General features: G+C 72.0%; 12 protein-coding genes. 4 read left to right on the top strand and 8 right to left on the bottom strand.

What is annotated here, in order from left to right; all coding sequences use genetic code 11:
* Positions 1-74 precede the first annotated feature (74 nt).
* Positions 75-1535, top strand: coding sequence for an amino acid permease (locus tag ACZ6MZ_RS08810; RefSeq protein ID WP_469350648.1), 1461 nt, complete (start codon positions 75-77; stop codon positions 1533-1535).
* Positions 1536-1645: 110 nt separating this feature from the next.
* Positions 1646-3169 carry a glycosyltransferase family 39 protein gene (locus tag ACZ6MZ_RS08815; RefSeq protein WP_469350650.1) on the top strand — a complete coding sequence of 508 codons (1524 nt, stop codon included), beginning with the start codon at positions 1646-1648 and terminating at the stop codon, positions 3167-3169.
* Here the strand turns inward: ACZ6MZ_RS08815 and ACZ6MZ_RS08820 are convergent.
* Positions 3145-3618: a PIN domain-containing protein gene (locus ACZ6MZ_RS08820; RefSeq protein WP_469350651.1), complete on the bottom strand. Its 474-nt coding sequence runs from the start codon at positions 3616-3618 to the stop codon at positions 3145-3147. The two genes, ACZ6MZ_RS08815 and ACZ6MZ_RS08820, sit on opposite strands and share 25 nt — an antisense overlap.
* Positions 3619-3654: 36 nt before the next feature.
* Here ACZ6MZ_RS08820 and ACZ6MZ_RS08825 point away from each other — a divergent pair, with 36 nt between their 5' ends.
* Positions 3655-4818 carry a PLL family lectin gene (locus ACZ6MZ_RS08825; RefSeq protein ID WP_469350653.1) on the top strand — a complete coding sequence of 388 codons (1164 nt, stop codon included), beginning with the start codon at positions 3655-3657 and terminating at the stop codon, positions 4816-4818.
* A gap of 69 nt (positions 4819-4887) precedes the next feature.
* Here the strand turns inward: ACZ6MZ_RS08825 and ACZ6MZ_RS08830 are convergent, their stop codons facing one another.
* From ACZ6MZ_RS08830 to ACZ6MZ_RS08850, 5 genes are all read right to left on the bottom strand, one after another.
* Complete coding sequence (locus tag ACZ6MZ_RS08830; RefSeq protein ID WP_469350654.1) at positions 4888-7014, bottom strand: 3-hydroxyacyl-CoA dehydrogenase NAD-binding domain-containing protein; 2127 nt, start codon at positions 7012-7014, stop codon at positions 4888-4890.
* The gene (locus ACZ6MZ_RS08835; protein WP_384193937.1) at positions 7011-8231 is read right to left on the bottom strand and encodes a thiolase family protein; all 1221 of its coding nucleotides are present in this window, start codon (positions 8229-8231) and stop codon (positions 7011-7013) included. The genes ACZ6MZ_RS08830 and ACZ6MZ_RS08835 overlap by 4 nt, the downstream gene beginning before the upstream one ends.
* A 594-nt stretch (positions 8232-8825) precedes the next feature.
* Positions 8826-10094: a ribonuclease D gene (locus tag ACZ6MZ_RS08840; RefSeq protein ID WP_384189024.1), complete on the bottom strand. Its 1269-nt coding sequence runs from the start codon at positions 10092-10094 to the stop codon at positions 8826-8828.
* 77 nt (positions 10095-10171) lie between these two features.
* On the bottom strand, positions 10172-10831 hold the full coding sequence (locus ACZ6MZ_RS08845) for a LuxR C-terminal-related transcriptional regulator (protein ID WP_384189022.1): 660 nt from the start codon (positions 10829-10831) through the stop codon (positions 10172-10174).
* A 298-nt stretch (positions 10832-11129) separates the two neighbouring features.
* Positions 11130-11813: a DUF3000 domain-containing protein gene (locus ACZ6MZ_RS08850; protein WP_384189020.1), complete on the bottom strand. Its 684-nt coding sequence runs from the start codon at positions 11811-11813 to the stop codon at positions 11130-11132.
* A gap of 148 nt (positions 11814-11961) precedes the next feature.
* Between ACZ6MZ_RS08850 and hemE the strand changes: the two genes are divergently transcribed.
* Complete coding sequence (gene hemE, locus ACZ6MZ_RS08855) at positions 11962-12969, top strand: uroporphyrinogen decarboxylase (protein WP_389674919.1); 1008 nt, start codon at positions 11962-11964, stop codon at positions 12967-12969.
* Between the two features lie 19 nt (positions 12970-12988).
* Here the strand turns inward: hemE and ACZ6MZ_RS08860 are convergent, their stop codons facing one another.
* Together ACZ6MZ_RS08860 and ACZ6MZ_RS08865 are read right to left on the bottom strand one after the other, a co-directional pair.
* A complete protein-coding gene (locus ACZ6MZ_RS08860) occupies positions 12989-14368 on the bottom strand; it encodes an FAD-dependent oxidoreductase (RefSeq protein WP_469350657.1) in 1380 nt (459 codons plus the stop codon).
* A 55-nt stretch (positions 14369-14423) separates the two neighbouring features.
* The gene (locus tag ACZ6MZ_RS08865; RefSeq protein ID WP_389790616.1) at positions 14424-15416 is read right to left on the bottom strand and encodes a DUF4349 domain-containing protein; all 993 of its coding nucleotides are present in this window, start codon (positions 15414-15416) and stop codon (positions 14424-14426) included.
* Positions 15417-15431 lie beyond the last annotated feature (15 nt).

Below are 15431 nucleotides of genomic sequence, written 5' to 3' on the forward strand. Positions count from 1 at the left end.
CATGGCCGCAACGACGCGCACACGGAGGTACGCCGGTGAGTACGCAGCAGGACCCGGGACGAGCCAGAAACGGAATGTTCCGGACGAAAAACGTAGAACAGTCGATCCGTGACACCGAAGAGCCCGAGTACGCGCTCAAGAAGACTCTCTCCGCGCTCGATCTGATGGTCTTCGGCATCGGTGTGATCATCGGGACGGGCATCTTCGTCCTCACCGGAGTCGTCGCCAAGCAGGCGGCCGGCCCCGCCACCGCGCTCGCCTTCGTCGTCTCCGGCATCGTCTGCGCTCTGGCCGCCCTCTGCTACGCCGAGTTCGCCTCGACGGTGCCGGTCGCCGGATCCGCGTACACCTTCTCGTACGCCTCCCTCGGCGAGCTGCCCGCCTGGATCATCGGCTGGGACCTCGTCCTGGAACTCGCGCTGGGCTCCGCGGTGGTCGCGGTCGGCTGGTCCGGCTATGTGCGCTCCCTGCTGGGCAACGCGGGGGCGAGCCTGCCGGACTTCCTGTCCGGCACACAGAACGGGAAGTTCGGCTTCGACCTGCTCGCCTTCCTCCTCGTGCTCGTGCTGGCCGGCATCCTCATCGCCGGGGTGAAGCTGTCCTCGCGGATCACCAGCATCATCGTCGCCATCAAGGTCACCGTCGTCCTCATCGTGATCATCGTCGGCGCGTTCTTCATCACCAGCTCCAACTACAAGCCGTTCATCCCGCCGTCCGAGCCCAGGCCCAGCGGCAGCGGACTGACCGCGCCGATCATCCAGCTGATGTTCGGCTTCACCCCCAGCAACTTCGGCGTCATGGGCATCTTCACCGCAGCGGCCGTCGTCTTCTTCGCCTTCATCGGCTTCGACATCGTCGCGACCGCCGCCGAGGAGACCATCAACCCACAGCGTGATGTACCGCGCGGCATCCTCGGCTCCCTCTTCATCTGCACCGTGCTGTACGTCGCCGTCTCGATCGTCGTCACCGGCATGCAGAAGTACACCCAGCTCTCGGTCGACGCCCCGCTCGCCGACGCCTTCAAATCGGTCGGCCACCCCTTCTGGGCCGGGCTGATCAGCTTCGGCGCGGCGGTCGGACTCACCTCGGTCTGCATGATCCTGCTGCTCGGCCAGACCCGGGTGTTCTTCGCGATGAGCCGCGACGGACTGCTGCCGAGGACCTTCTCCCATGTCCACCCGACGTTCGGCACGCCGTACCGCTCCACCATCCTGCTCGGGGTGATCGTGGCGATCGTCGCGGGTTTCACCTCCATCGAGGAACTCGCCGAACTCGTCAACATCGGTACGCTGTTCGCCTTCATCGTGGTCGCGCTCGGCGTCATCATCCTGCGCAGGCGGCGCCCCGACCTGCCGCGCTCGTTCCGCACCCCGCTGATGCCCTACCTGCCGATCGCCTCGGTACTCGCCTCCCTGTGGCTGATGCTCAATCTGCCCGCCGAGACCTGGCTCCGCTTCGCCGCCTGGATGGTCATCGGCGCCGTCGTGTACTTCGCGTACGGACGCCGGCACAGCCGGCTCGGCCTGTCCCGCTGACGGCGCACCGTGCCGCGCCCCGGGCGGCCGCCCCGGCCGCGTTGTCGTCAGTCGCCCACGCTCCGCATGTCCTGCCCCGGCACCGACCGTGAGGCCGGATACTGTGCGGCATGCTCGCCGAGCCGCCGTCCGCCCTTGGGTACGTCTCCTCCCCGCGCCGCACCGTACGGCCCCAGGTCCCGCGGACCGGCCGCGGCGCCGGCTACTGGCGCCGCCTGCTTCCCGCCCTCGCGCTGCTGACCGCCGTCACCCGCCTGCCCTCCTTCCTCCACCCCCTGTGGAGCCCCGACGAGGGCTATCTCGCCGTCCAGGCACGGATACTGGCCGACGGGGGAGCGCTGTACGACACGGTCGTCGACCGGAAGCCGCCCCTGCTCCCCTGGCTGTACGAAGCCGTCTTCGCGCTCTTCGGCGACGCGTCCCTGCACGCGGTCAAGGTGCTCGCGGTCCTCGCCCAGCTGCTCACCGCGGCCCTGCTCGCCGCCGTCGCACGCGACCGCTGGGGCGACCGCGCGGGCTGGACCGCCGGAGTCCTCTGCCCGCTGGTCTCCATCGGTCTCAACCCCGAGGACACCCAGGCCGCCACCTTCGAGGTCTTCATACTGCCGTTCACGGTCGCGGCCATCTGGTGCGCGGGCCGGGGCCGCTGGGGCGCCGCCGGTCTCGCGGTCGCCGGGGCGCTGCTGACGAAACAGACGGGCGGCGCGGTCCTCCTCCCCGTCCTGTGGCTGCTGTGGCACGCCCCGGCCCGCCGGGCCGGCCTGGCACGTCTGACCGCCGGGCTGGTACTGCCCGTGCTCGCCGCGGCCCTGCTCACCGTCCCGTCGGGCTTTCTCTTCTGGACGGTCACCGGCTCCGGGGCGTACGCCACCTTCACCGGCTCCGAACTCCATGTGGTGTCCCGGGGCGTGGCGAACACCGCCCTGCTCTGTCTCGCGTGCGCCGGCCTGTTCCCGCCGGTCGTCCGCGCCCTGCGCACGGGCGGCCTGCGCGCCGGCGGAAAACGGGCCCCGAGACCGGGCGCCGCCGACCTCTGGCTCTGGCTCGCCGCCTCGTGCTTCGCCGTCCTGCTCGGCTTCCACTTCTTCGGCCACTACTTCCTGCAACTGGTCCCGCCGGTCGTCCTGATGGCGACCGCGGCCCTGCGGCTGCTGCCCCACGACCGGCTGGCCCCCGCGCTGCTGACCTCGGCCTGCGTCTGTGCCCTGTTCCTCGCCTGGGGCATCCTGGCGCCCCGCCCGGAGCTGGGCCATGTCCAGCGCCTCGCCGACGCCGTACGGGCCCGTACGGCCCCCACCGAGCGGGTCCTCGTGTGGGGGATGCACCCGGAGACGTACTGGCTCGCCGACCGCGCCCCGGCCAGCCGCTATCTGACGGCGGGTCTGCTCACCAACTACAGCGGCGGCCGCGCGGGCCCCGAGGTCGGGGAGAAGTACGCCGTGGCGGGCGCGTGGCCGGTCCTCGTCGCCGAGCTGCGGTCCCGTCCGCCGGCCCTGATCGTCGACGACTCGCGCGGCAAGCCCTACGCCCCCGACCGGCTGCCCACCCTGCGCGGGCTGCTGGCCCGGCACTACGAGCCGCTGACGCAGACGGTCGACGGCGCGGTGCTCTACGTACGCTCGTCCGGCGGCTGACGTACGGTCCTGGGTCCGACGCAGTCCGCGCCGTGCGCGGCCACCCGCCGGCGCAGCTCCCGGTCCGCCGTGACGACGGCGCAGCCGCGGCCGTCCGCCGCCGCCCGCTCGGCCAGTTCCACGATCAGGTCGTCCCCGCTGCCGGGTGCCCGCTCCACCCGTACCCCCGGTACGGGCTCCACGCCCCGGGCGGCGCCCTCGACCACGAGCACGACCTCGACGGGCCCCGGATGCCCCGGCACCCCCCGGCCGCCGAACGGCACCAGGGTGTCGCGCAGCCGTTCGGTGGCCCCGCGCCGGTCGCGCCACCATCCGTCAGGAACGGAACCGACCACATTGGCCGCGTCGACGATCAGCAGAGTCCGCACCTCGGCAGCGTGCCACAGCGGCGCCCCAGGATGCGCGCCCCAGCCCGGGCCGCGCCGTCTACCGGCGAGTACTATCGTCATCTGAGTTTCCTGTGCTCGGGAAGGTGGCGGTGGGTCATGACACCGCGGTCCGGACGGACGTCGAAGCGGCCGGGTGACAGCGCGGGCAACGCGCCGGACGAGCCCCGCGACCGCCGTACGCCCCTCGCCGTCACCCGCGACGAGGCGCTGCCCGCGACCACCGGCTGGCTGCTGCGCGGCAAGGACGGCAGGCTCACCGCGTACGCCCCGACCGCCGACGGCGTGCTCCGCTGGACGGAGACCCGGGTGGGCGGCCCCGACTGGTCGGGGCCCGACCTGCTGGCCGCCGGCGGACTGCTGCCGTATCTGTCCGTCGCGCGGAGCGCCGGGGGCTTCGTCCATCTGCTGGGCGTACGGAAGCGCCCGCGCGCCGACGGTCCCGACGACACCGATCTCCTGCACGCCGTCCAGTTCCAGACGGGCCGTCCGCTGCGCGACTGGCAGTCGCTGGGCAATCCGCACGGCAAGGACCGCGAGAAGGCGGCGGCGATCGGCCTGCCGTCCGCGGTCGTGGACACCACAGGATCGGTGCATCTCTTCCTGCGCAACGCCAACGGCGGCCTCTCGGCCAAGAACCAGTCGCCCACCGGCCGCTGGCAGTCCTGGGGCGGGGCCGACGCCGAAGGGACGGCGCTGACGGGTGAGACTGCGGCCGCCATGACCGACCACGGGCTGATCGACGTCCTCGTCCCGGCGCGGGACACCGTCGTGCACTGGCGCAGGGAGAAGCCCGACGCGCCGCTGGAGCGCGCCGAGGACGAACTGGCGGCCAGGGTCGCGCCCGGCACGATCACCGCGGAGCGCACCGGCGGCGGGCGGCTCACCCACTTCTGGCGCGCCGCCGGGGACTTCACCGTCCGCGCCTGGCGGCCGGGGTCGAAACCCGCCGTCCTGGGCGGCCGCGGCACCGGCCCGCTCGCCCTGCTGCGTACCCCGGTCGACGGCCACGACTGCACGATCCTGGCCCAGCGCTCCACCGACGGCCGTCCCCGCATCGCCGCCTATCCGACCGAGGACGAGGCTGCGGGCCTCAACTGGACCCCCAGCGGCGAACCCTGCGTGGGCGCACCGGCCCTGGCCCTGGACGGCCACGGCAGGGTGGTACTGGCCTGCGTCGACGCGGACGGCACCCTGTGCGTGGCCCGGCAGAAGGCGGAGCCGGGGCTCGCACTGGAGGCGTGGACGCGGATCCGGTCGTAGGGCAGGAAACAGACCGGCCGGGCCGGTACGGAAGCGGGCTTCCGTACCGGCCCGGCCGGTGTTGACGCGCTACGCGGGGACGCTCGCCACGCCCGGCGCCAGGAACGGCTTGCCGTTCACCCGCTCCGAGACACCCTCACGGTCCAGGTACGGCGTGATGCCCCCCAGATGGAAGGGCCAGCCGGCGCCCGTGATCAGACAGAGGTCGATGTCCTGGGCCTCGGCGACGACGCCCTCGTCCAGCATCAGGCCGATCTCCTGCGCCACCGCGTCCAGGACACGGTCGCGGGTCTGCTCCTCGGTGAGGACGACATCGCCCTGCTTCAGGAGCGCGGCGACCTCCGGGTCCAGCTCCGGCTGCCCGGAGTCGTACACATAGAAGCCGCGCTTGCCGGCCTTGACGACCGCCGCGAGATTCCCGGAGACCGTGAAGCGGTCGGGGAACGCGCGGTGCAGGGTCTCGGAGACGTGCAGACCGATCGCCGGGCCGACCAGCTCCAGCAGCACCAGCGGGGACATCGGCAGACCGAGCGGCTCGACGGCCCGCTCCGCGACCGCGACCGGCGTGCCCTCGTCGATCACGTTCTGGATCTCACCCATGAAACGGGTCAGGATGCGGTTGACGACGAACGCCGGGGCGTCCTTCACCAGGACCGCGCTCTTGCGCAGCTTCTTTGCCACCCCGAACGCGGTGGCCAGCGACGCCTCGTCGGTCTGCTCGCCGCGCACGATCTCCAGCAGCGGGAGGATCGCGACCGGGTTGAAGAAGTGGAAGCCGACGACCCGCTCGGGGTTCTTCAGCTTCGACGCCATCTCGGACACCGACAGCGAGGAGGTGTTGGTGGCGAGGATCGCGTGCGCCGGGGCGACCGCCTCGACCTCCGCGAACACCTGCTGCTTGACGCCCATCTCCTCGAAAACGGCCTCGATGATGAAGTCCGCGTCCGCGAAGCCCTCGGCCTTGTCCAGCACACCGGAGACCAGGCCCTTGAGCCGGTTGGCCTTGTCCTGGTTGATACGGGACTTCAGCAACAGCTTGTCGATCTCGCCGTGGACGTACGAGACGCCCTTGTCGACACGCTCCTGGTCGATGTCCGTGAGGACGACCGGGACCTCCAAGCGGCGCAGGAAGAGCAGCGCCAGCTGCGAGGCCATCAGACCGGCGCCGACGACCCCCACCTTCGTGACCGGGCGGGCCAGCGCCCTGTCGGGGGCGCCGGCCGGGCGCTTGGCACGCCGCTGCACCAGGTTGAAGGCGTAGATGCCGGACCGCAGCTCGCCGCCCATGATCAGGTCCGCGAGGGCCTGGTCCTCGGCGTCGAAGCCCGCCTGCAGATCGCCGTCCTTGGCGGCGGCGATGATGTCGAGCGCGCGGTACGCGGCCGGGGCCGCGCCGTGCACCTTGGAGTCGGCGATGAACCGGCCGCGCGCCACGGCCTGGTCCCAGGCCTCGCCGCGGTCGACCTCGGGGCGTACGACCTGAAGCTCGCCCTTCAGCACGGACGCGGTCCAGATCAGCGACTGCTCCAGGAAGTCCGCGCCCTCGAAGATCGCGTCGGCGATGCCCAGCTCATATACCTGGGCGCCCTTGAGCTGCTTGTTCTGGTTGAGCGAGTTCTCGATGACGACCGAGACCGCGCGGTCCGCGCCGATCAGATTCGGCAGCAGCGTGCAGCCGCCCCAGCCCGGCACCAGACCGAGGAAGACCTCGGGCAGGGAGAACGCGGGCAGCGCCGCGGACACCGTGCGGTACCGGCAGTGCAGACCGACCTCGACACCGCCGCCCATGGCCGCGCCGTTGTAGTACGCGAAGGTCGGCACGGCCAGCGCGGCGAGCCGTTTGAAGACCTCGTGGCCGCCCTTGCCGATGGCCAGCGCGTCCTCGTGGCGCTTCAGCAGCTCCACGCCCTTGAGGTCGGCGCCGACCGCGAAGATGAACGGCTTGCCGGTGATGCCGACGCCGACGACCGTGCCCTCGGACGCCTCCTTCTCGACCTGGTCGAGGGCGGCGCTGAGATTCGCCAGCGACTGCGGACCGAAGGTGGTCGGCTTGGTGTGGTCCAGCCCGTTGTCCAGCGTGATCAGCGCGAAGCGCCCGGCGGCCGCCGGGAGATCGAGATGGCGCACGTGCGCCTGCGTCACGACCTCGTCGGGGAACAGCTCGGCCGCGCCCTTCAGGAGTTCAGCGGTACTCACTTGGTGCCTCCGTCGAAGTGCGGGTTCTCCCAGATGACCGACGCGCCCATGCCGAAGCCGACACACATGGTGGTCAGGCCGTAGCGGACGTGCGGCTGCTCCTCGAACTGCCGCGCCAGCTGCGTCATCAGACGTACGCCGGAGGAGGCCAGCGGGTGGCCGTACGCGATGGCGCCGCCGTACTGGTTGACGCGCGCGTCGTCGTCCGCGATGCCGTAGTGGTCGAGGAAGGCCAGCACCTGCACGGCGAACGCCTCGTTGATCTCGAACAGACCGATGTCGGAGATCGACAGGCCCGCCTTGGCGAGGGCCTTCTCGGTCGACGGGATCGGGCCGTAGCCCATCACCTCGGGCTCGACACCCGCGAAGGCGTACGAGACCAGCCGCATCTTGACCGGCAGGCCCAGCTCGCGCGCGAAGTCCTCGGCGGCGATCAGCGAGGCGGTGGCGCCGTCGTTGAGCCCCGCGGCGTTGCCCGCGGTGACCCGGCCGTGCGGACGGAACGGCGTCTTGAGACCCGCGAGCGACTCCAGCGTCGTCCCCGGCCGCATCGGCTCGTCGGCGGTGGCCAGCCCCCAGCCGGTCTCGCCCGCCTCCGGGCTCGTACGGCGGATCGAGATCGGCACCAGGTCCTGCTGGATCGTGCCGTTGGCGTACGCCTTGGCGGCCTTCTCCTGCGAGCGGACCGCGTACTCGTCGGCGCGGCGCTTCGTCAGCTGCGGGAAGCGGTCGTGCAGATTCTCGGCCGTCATCCCCATGAAGAGCGCGGAGTCGTCCACGAGCTTCTCGGACACGAAGCGCGGGTTCGGGTCGACGCCCTCGCCCATCGGGTGGCGGCCCATGTGCTCGACCCCGCCGGCGACGACGATGTCGTACGCGCCGAACGCGATGGAGCCCGCGGTGCTCGTCACAGCGGTCAGCGCGCCCGCGCACATGCGGTCGACGGAGTACCCGGGAACGGACTGCGGCAGCCCCGCGAGGATCCCCGCGGTGCGGCCGAGGGTGAGGCCCTGGTCGCCGATCTGCGTGGTCGCGGCGATGGCGACCTCGTCGATACGGGCCGGGTCGAGCTCCGGGTTGCGCCGCAGCAGCTCCCGGATCGCCTTCACGACGAGATCGTCGGCACGGGTCTCGTGGTAGATGCCCTTCGGGCCCGCCTTGCCGAACGGGGTGCGGACGCCGTCGACGAAGACGACGTCCCTGACGGTACGAGGCACGATGGCTCTCCTCCAGGGTGCGAGGTGCGGGGCACGCCTGTCGGCGCGCTTCACCCCCATCATGCTACTAACCAGTAACCAACCTGCCCACCCCCGACCCCCTCTTTTAAGGGCTCGGTTCGCCTCCGGGCGCTTTATGCCACTGTCGACGGTCGATCGTGCTCGGTTCGCTCGTTCCTCACGAACCTGTGCGCGTTCTCCCTTTCGACAGCGGCGCGCCCTTCGGCTCACTCGCCGGCGGTCGTGGAGGCGGGCGGTCGTTGCACGGAGGTAGCGGCCCTCGTGCCACGGGCGCGCGTGTCCCCACCTTCCCCAGGCGGGGCCGAGCGGGCTGGCGGCCCACCGGCGGGAGGGGGGTGGGGGCGCAGGAGGTGGGTGTCCGGACGTAAAGCGTGATTTGTGGCGCACGACAAGCCGCACCCAACATCCGGCCCGCACGCGCCGTAAATCATGCAGTCCGGACACCCACCTCCGGAGCCGCCGACCCCCGCACCACGACGAACGGCCCGCACCCCAGCCGGACCGGCACCCGCACCCCAGCCGGAACCGGCCCCCCGCCCCCCGCCGGGACGGCGGACCGCGAACCGCGAACCGCTACACCCGCAGCGCCCCCGTCAGCAGCGGCGCCACCTGTTCCACCTGCCACGCCCGCGCCCCATGCCCCGCCAGCGCCTCCGCCACGTTCGACACCGTCGGCTCCTGCGGCGGCTCCCAGCAGACGCGGCGGACCGTGTCCGGCGTGATCAGGTTCTCCTGCGGCATGTTCAGCCGCTCGGCGAGCCCCGAGACCGCCGAGCGCGCCGCCGAGAGCCTCGCCGCGGCCTCCGGGTCCTTGTCCGCCCAGGAGCGCGGCGGCGGCGGACCGGAGACCGGCTGGCCGGGCTGCGGCAGTTCCAGGTCGGGCAGCGACTTGGCCCGGTCGACCGCCGCCTGCCACTGCTCCAGCTGACGCCGTCCCATCCGGTGGCCGAACCCGGGCAGCGCCGTGAGCGCGTGCACGTTGGCCGGCAGCGCGAGGGACGCCTCGACGATCGCGGTATCGCTCAGCACCTTGCCGGGGGAGACGTCACGCCGCTGCGCGACCCTGTCGCGGGTGGTCCACAGCTCGCGTACGACGGCCATCTGACGGCGCCGGCGCACCTTGTGCATCCCCGACGTACGGCGCCACGGATCCTTGCGCGGGGGCGGCGGCGGGGCCGAGGCGATGGCGTCGAACTCCTGGTGGGCCCAGTCCAGCTTGCCCTGGCGGTCCAGCTCCTTCTCCAGCGCGTCGCGGAGATCGACGAGCAGCTCGACATCGAGCGCGGCGTAGCGCAGCCACGGCTCGGGGAGCGGACGGGTCGACCAGTCGACCGCGGAGTGGCCCTTCTCCAGGGCGTAGCCGAGCACGTTCTCGACCATCGCCCCGAGGCCGACCCTGGGGAAGCCCGCCAGCCGGCCGGCCAGCTCCGTGTCGAACAGCCGGGTGGGCATCATGCCTATTTCGCGCAGGCACGGAAGATCCTGGGTGGCCGCGTGCAGGATCCACTCCGCGTCGGCGAGGACCTCGCCGAGGCCGGAGAGGTCGGGGCAGCCGACCGGGTCGATCAGCGCCGTCCCCGCGCCCTGGCGGCGTAGCTGGACGAGGTAGGCGCGCTGGCCGTACCGGTAGCCGGACGCCCGCTCGGCGTCGACGGCCACCGGTCCGGTGCCCGCGGCGAAGGCGGCGATCACTTCGGCGAGCGCCTCATCGGTGGCGACCACCGGCGGAATGCCCTCGCGGGGCTCCAGCAAGGGGATCGGCGCCGATTCGACGTCGTCCGGGGGAGCGCCCCCGGTGGTTCGCAGTGCTGGCTCTGCTGCGGTCTCTTGGGCGTCGGTCACCTGTCAAGGGTATCTGTGAACGGAAGGCGCCCGTCGACGGAACGTTCCGTCGACGGGCGGTGAGGGATGAGAAGTGGTCAGTGGATGATGCCGGTGCGGAGGGCCACGGCGACCATCCCCGCCCGGTCGCCCGTGCCGAGCTTGCGCGCGATCCGGGCGAGGTGGCTCTTGACGGTGAGTGCGGACAGGCCCATCGAGACGCCGATGGCCTTGTTGGACTGTCCTTCGGCGACCAGCCGGAGCACCTCGACCTCACGGCCGGAGAGCTCGCGGTAGCCGCCCGGGTGGTTCGGGGCACCCGGGGGGCGGCGGTGCATCCGCGGTCCCGCGCCGATGGGGGCGGCGCCGGGGCGGGTGGGGTGGCCGATATTCGTCCGTGTACCGGTCACGACATAGCCCTTGACGCCGCCCGCGAGTGCGTTGCGGACGGCACCGATGTCGTCGGCGGCGGAGAGGGCGAGGCCGTTGGGCCAGCCCGCGGCTCGGGTTTCGGACAGCAGGGTCAGCCCGGAACCGTCGGGCAGGTGGACGTCGGCAACGCAGATGTCGCGCGGGTTGCTGACGCGGGGGCGGGCCTCCGCGATGGACGACGCCTCGATGACGTCACGTACTCCAAGGGCCCACAGGTGGCGGGTGACGGTGGAGCGGACGCGTGGGTCGGCCACGACGACCATGGCCGTCGGCTTGTTCGGGCGGTAGGCGACCAGGCTTGCGGGCTGCTCGAGGAGAACGGACACCAGGCCTCCTGGGGAAGGTGCGGGACAGCACCGGCTCAAGGGGGATGAAGCCGGGGCGAACCGTGCTTGAAGGGTCATAGACCTCTTCGGCAGTAAACGCGTCCGCCTTTAGAGAAAGATCACGATTTGGTGAGTAACAATTCGGGCAATTCGGATGCGTGATCGATCATCGTGGGGCGCGGCGGCACCCCGGGAGGCCCAGGTGGCGTGCGGTGTCATGGCCGTGAAGGGGCGTCAGGGGGCCCAGGGCCAGGAGTGCGGGAATGCCGGACCGGCTACGGGCCCGGATATGGCAGGTTCAGGACACCTGTGGGCCGCGCCGCTGCGGCAGCGACACCACGCCCGCGCCGGTGCCCGCGTCCGCGGGACCGTGGACGGGGCCGGCCGGCGGCAACCCCGCGACCTGGCACAGCAGATCGCACCAGGCCGCCAGATGCGCCGCCGAGTCGGGCACCCCGCCCCGGCCCTCGCGCGGCGTCCAGGACGCCCGGATCTCGATCTGCGTCGCGGGCCGGCGCTCGGCGAGACCGCCGAAGTAGTGCGAGCCCGCGCGCGTGACGGTGCCGCTGGCCTCTCCGTACGACAGTCCGCGCGCCTCCAGCGCGCCCGTCAGCCAGGACCAGCACACCTCGGGCAGCAGCGGATCGGCGGCCATCTCCGGCTCCAGCTCCGCGCGTACGAGCGTCACCAGCCGGAAGGTCCCCTGCCAGGCGTCGTGCCCGGCCGGATCGTGCAGCAGGACGAGCCGGCCGTCCGCCAGATCGTCGTCGCCGTCGACGACCGCGGCCTCCAGGGCGTACGCGTGCGGTGCGAGCCGCTTCGGCGGCGGCGTCGGGTCGATCTCGATCTCGGAACGCAGTCGCGCCGCCCGCAGTGCTTCGACCGCCAGCCGGAACGCGGACGGGACGGAGTCCCCCTCCGCGCCGTCCGTTCCCTCGGTGCCGTTGGAATGATCGGAAAACTGTCCCTGAGCCGCAGCCATGCGGGGAAGAGTAGGCGGAACCCGCGCCTCGCGCAGGGAGGGACACCCGGGCCGGGGCCGCCGCTTCCCCGTACATGCGAAGATTCTGGGCGTGAGCGCCATTGACCGCCCCTCGGGCCACCAGACGAAGACGTACGAATCGGCCTTTATGAAGGCGTGCCGCCGTGAACCGGTGCCGCACACCCCGGTCTGGTTCATGCGGCAGGCGGGGCGCTCGCTGCCGGAGTATCTGAAGGTGCGCGAGGGGATTCCGATGCTGGAGTCCTGCATGCGGCCCGAGCTGGTCACGGAGATCACGCTCCAGCCCGTACGGCGCCACAAGGTCGACGCCGCGATCTACTTCAGCGACATCGTCGTCCCCCTCAAGGCCATCGGCCTCGACCTCGACATCAAGCCGGGCGTGGGTCCTGTCGTCGCCGACCCGATCCGCAGCCGGGCCGATCTCGCCCGGCTGCGCGACCTCACCCCGGACGACGTGTCGTACGTCACCGAGGCGATCGGCATGCTGACGGGCGAGCTCGGATCCACCCCGCTCATCGGGTTCGCCGGCGCGCCCTTCACCCTGGCGAGCTATCTCGTGGAGGGCGGCCCGTCCCGCAACCACGAACACACCAAAGCGATGATGTATGGCGACCCGGAGCTGTGGGCGGACCTGCTCGACCGGCTCGCCGACATCACCTCGGCCTTCCTGAAGGTCCAGATCGAGGCGGGCGCGAGCGCCGTCCAGCTCTTCGACTCCTGGGTCGGCGCCCTGGCCCCGGCCGACTACCGCCACTCCGTGCTGCCCGCCTCCGCGAAGGTCTTCGACGCGGTCGCCGCGTACGGCGTCCCGCGCATCCACTTCGGCGTCGGCACGGGCGAACTGCTCGGCGCGATGGGCGAGGCCGGCGCGGACGTCGTCGGCGTCGACTGGCGCGTGCCGCTCGACGAGGCCGCCCGCCGCGTCGGCCCCGGCAAGGCGCTGCAGGGCAATCTCGACCCGGCCGTCCTCTTCGCCCCGACCCGGGCGGTGGAGACCAAGACCCGCGAGGTGCTGGACGCGGCGGCGGGCCTGGAGGGCCACATCTTCAACCTGGGCCACGGCGTCCTGCCGAGCATGGACCCGGACGCCCTGACCCGGCTCGTGGAGTACGTACACACCCGGACGGCCCGCTGAGGGCGACGGCGGCCGGGGGCTACACCCCCGCCTTCCGTACCGCGGCCGTCGCCTTGCGCGCGGCGACCAGGACCGGATCCCAGACCGGGGAGAACGGCGGGGCGTAGCCGAGGTCGAGGGTCGTCATCCGCTCCACCGTCATCCCGGCGGTGAGCGCGACCGCCGCGATGTCCACGCGCTTCGCGGCGCCCTCACGGCCGACGATCTGGGCGCCGAGCAGCCGGCCGGTACGGCGCTCCGCGAGCATCTTGACCGTCATCAGGGCGGCGCCGGGGTAGTAGCCGGCGCTGTTGGTGGACTCGATGGTCGCGGTGACGAACTGGAGGCCCGCCCGGTGGGCGTCCTTCTCCCGCAGCCCCGTGCGGGCGATCTCCAGCTCGCAGACCTTGCTGACGGCCGTACCGACCACGCCGGGGAACGTGGCGTACCCGCCGCCCACGTTCGCGCCGATGATCTGGCCGTGCTTGTTGGCGTGGGTGCCGAGCGCGATATGGCGGGTGGTGCCCGAGACCAGGTCGAGGACCTCCACGCAGTCGCCGCCCGCCCAGATGTTCTCGTGGCCGCGCACCCGCATCGACAGATCGGTGAGCAGCCCTCCGTACGCCCCGAGAGGCAGACCGGCGGCCTCCGCGAGGGCCGTCTCCGGCTGGACGCCGATGCCGAGCACGACGACGTCCGCCGGATACTCCGCGTCCTCGGTGGCGACGGCCCGTACCCGGCCGTCCTCGCCGGTGAGGATCTTGGAGACCGCGGTGGAGCCGACGGTGGTGATGCCCATCCCGTCCATCGCCGCGTGCACCAGCCGGCCCATGTCGGGGTCGAGCGTGGACATCGGCTGTTCGTCGCGGTGCACGACGGTCACCTCGTAGCCGCGCTTCAGCAGCGCCTCGGCCATCTCCACCCCGATGTAGCCCGCGCCGACGACCACCGCGCGACCGCCCTCCGTAGCGGCGAGGGTGTCCAGCAGCGCCTGGCCGTCGTCGAGGGTCTGCACGCCGTGCACGCCCGGCGCGTCGATCCCGGGCAGCGGGGGACGCACCGGACGCGCCCCCGTCGCGACGATCAGCTTGTCGAAGCCCGTCCAGCTCTCCGTACCGTCGGAGAGATCACGCGCGCGGACCCGCTGCCCGGCCACATCGAGCTCCGTGACCTCCGTGCGCACCCGCAGATCGATGGAGCGCTCGCGGTGTTCCTGAGGCGTACGGGCGATCAGCTCGTCGCGCCCCGGCACGTCACCGCTGACCCAGTACGGAATGCCGCACGCGGAGTACGAGGTGAAGTGGCCGCGCTCGAAGGCGATGATCTCCAGCTCCTCCGGACCCTTCATCCTGCGGGCCTGCGATGCGGCGGACATGCCCGCCGCATCGCCGCCGATGACCACCATGCGCTCCGCCGCCATTGCGCTCCCCTTCGGTCCGTGTCTGCGAGGGGAACGCTACGCGGGCGCGGTGGAATCAGTCCTGCTCGCGTGCCGTCTCGCCGGAGGGCGCCGGCTGCGCGGGCGGGGCGGGCTGCGCGGGGACCGTGACCGGGCCCCGGACCGCCGCCGGCGCGGACCGCCGGGGCAGCCGGCCGCGCACCAGCCGCCACAGCAGATAGAGCAGGGCGAGCACGGCCGCGAACGGCGCCACCGCCCCGATCACCACCGCGATCCACCGCAAGGTCGCGGTGAGCGCGTCCCAGCCGCCGCCCAGCGCGTCCAGGAAGCCCGGGTCGTCGTCCTCCTTCTCCGCCTTCACGACCGGGTTCTCGGAGAGATGAAGGGTGATGGTCGCCAGGGTGGTGCGGTCCTTGAGCGAGGCCTGCTGCGCGAGCAATGACTCCAACGCCGCCTGACGGGTGCTCAACTCGCCTTCCAGTGCCACCACATCGCTCAGTTTGGTGGCCCGGTCCATCAACTCCCTGATGCGGGCCACGCTCACCCGCTGCGAGGAGACCCTGCTGTTCACGTCCACGACCTGGTCGGTGACGTCCTTGGCGTCGGCCTTGCGCGCCAGCAGCGTGCCGGTGCCCGCCAGTTCCGCCAGGACGGCGTCGTACTCCTCCTGCGGGACGCGCAGCACGATGGTCGACTCCACGTAGTCGTCCTCGGTCCGCTCGGTGGACTCGTTCTGGACGAGACCACCGGACTTCCCGGCCGCGTCACGCGCCGTGGTGAGCGCCTTCTGCGTGTGTTTGACGCGCACGGTCAGTTCGGCCGTGCGGATCACATGGGTGCCCTGCGGCGCGGGGGTCTTCGCCGGCTGCCCCTTGCTGCCGGCCGGCGGCGCGACGGCTTCACCGGCGACGGCTTCACCGGCTGCGGCGTCACCGGCTCCGGCGGAGCCCTCCTGCCCGGCCTGGACCCCCTTCGCGGCGCTGTCCGAGGATGATCCGCCGTTGTCGGACGCGCCGCATCCGGCGAGAGCGAGTGAGACGGTGAGAAGTGCTGCCGCGAACGCGGGCATCGCGCGCATAATCGG

This window comes from Streptomyces sp. NPDC042201, assembly GCF_055582185.1.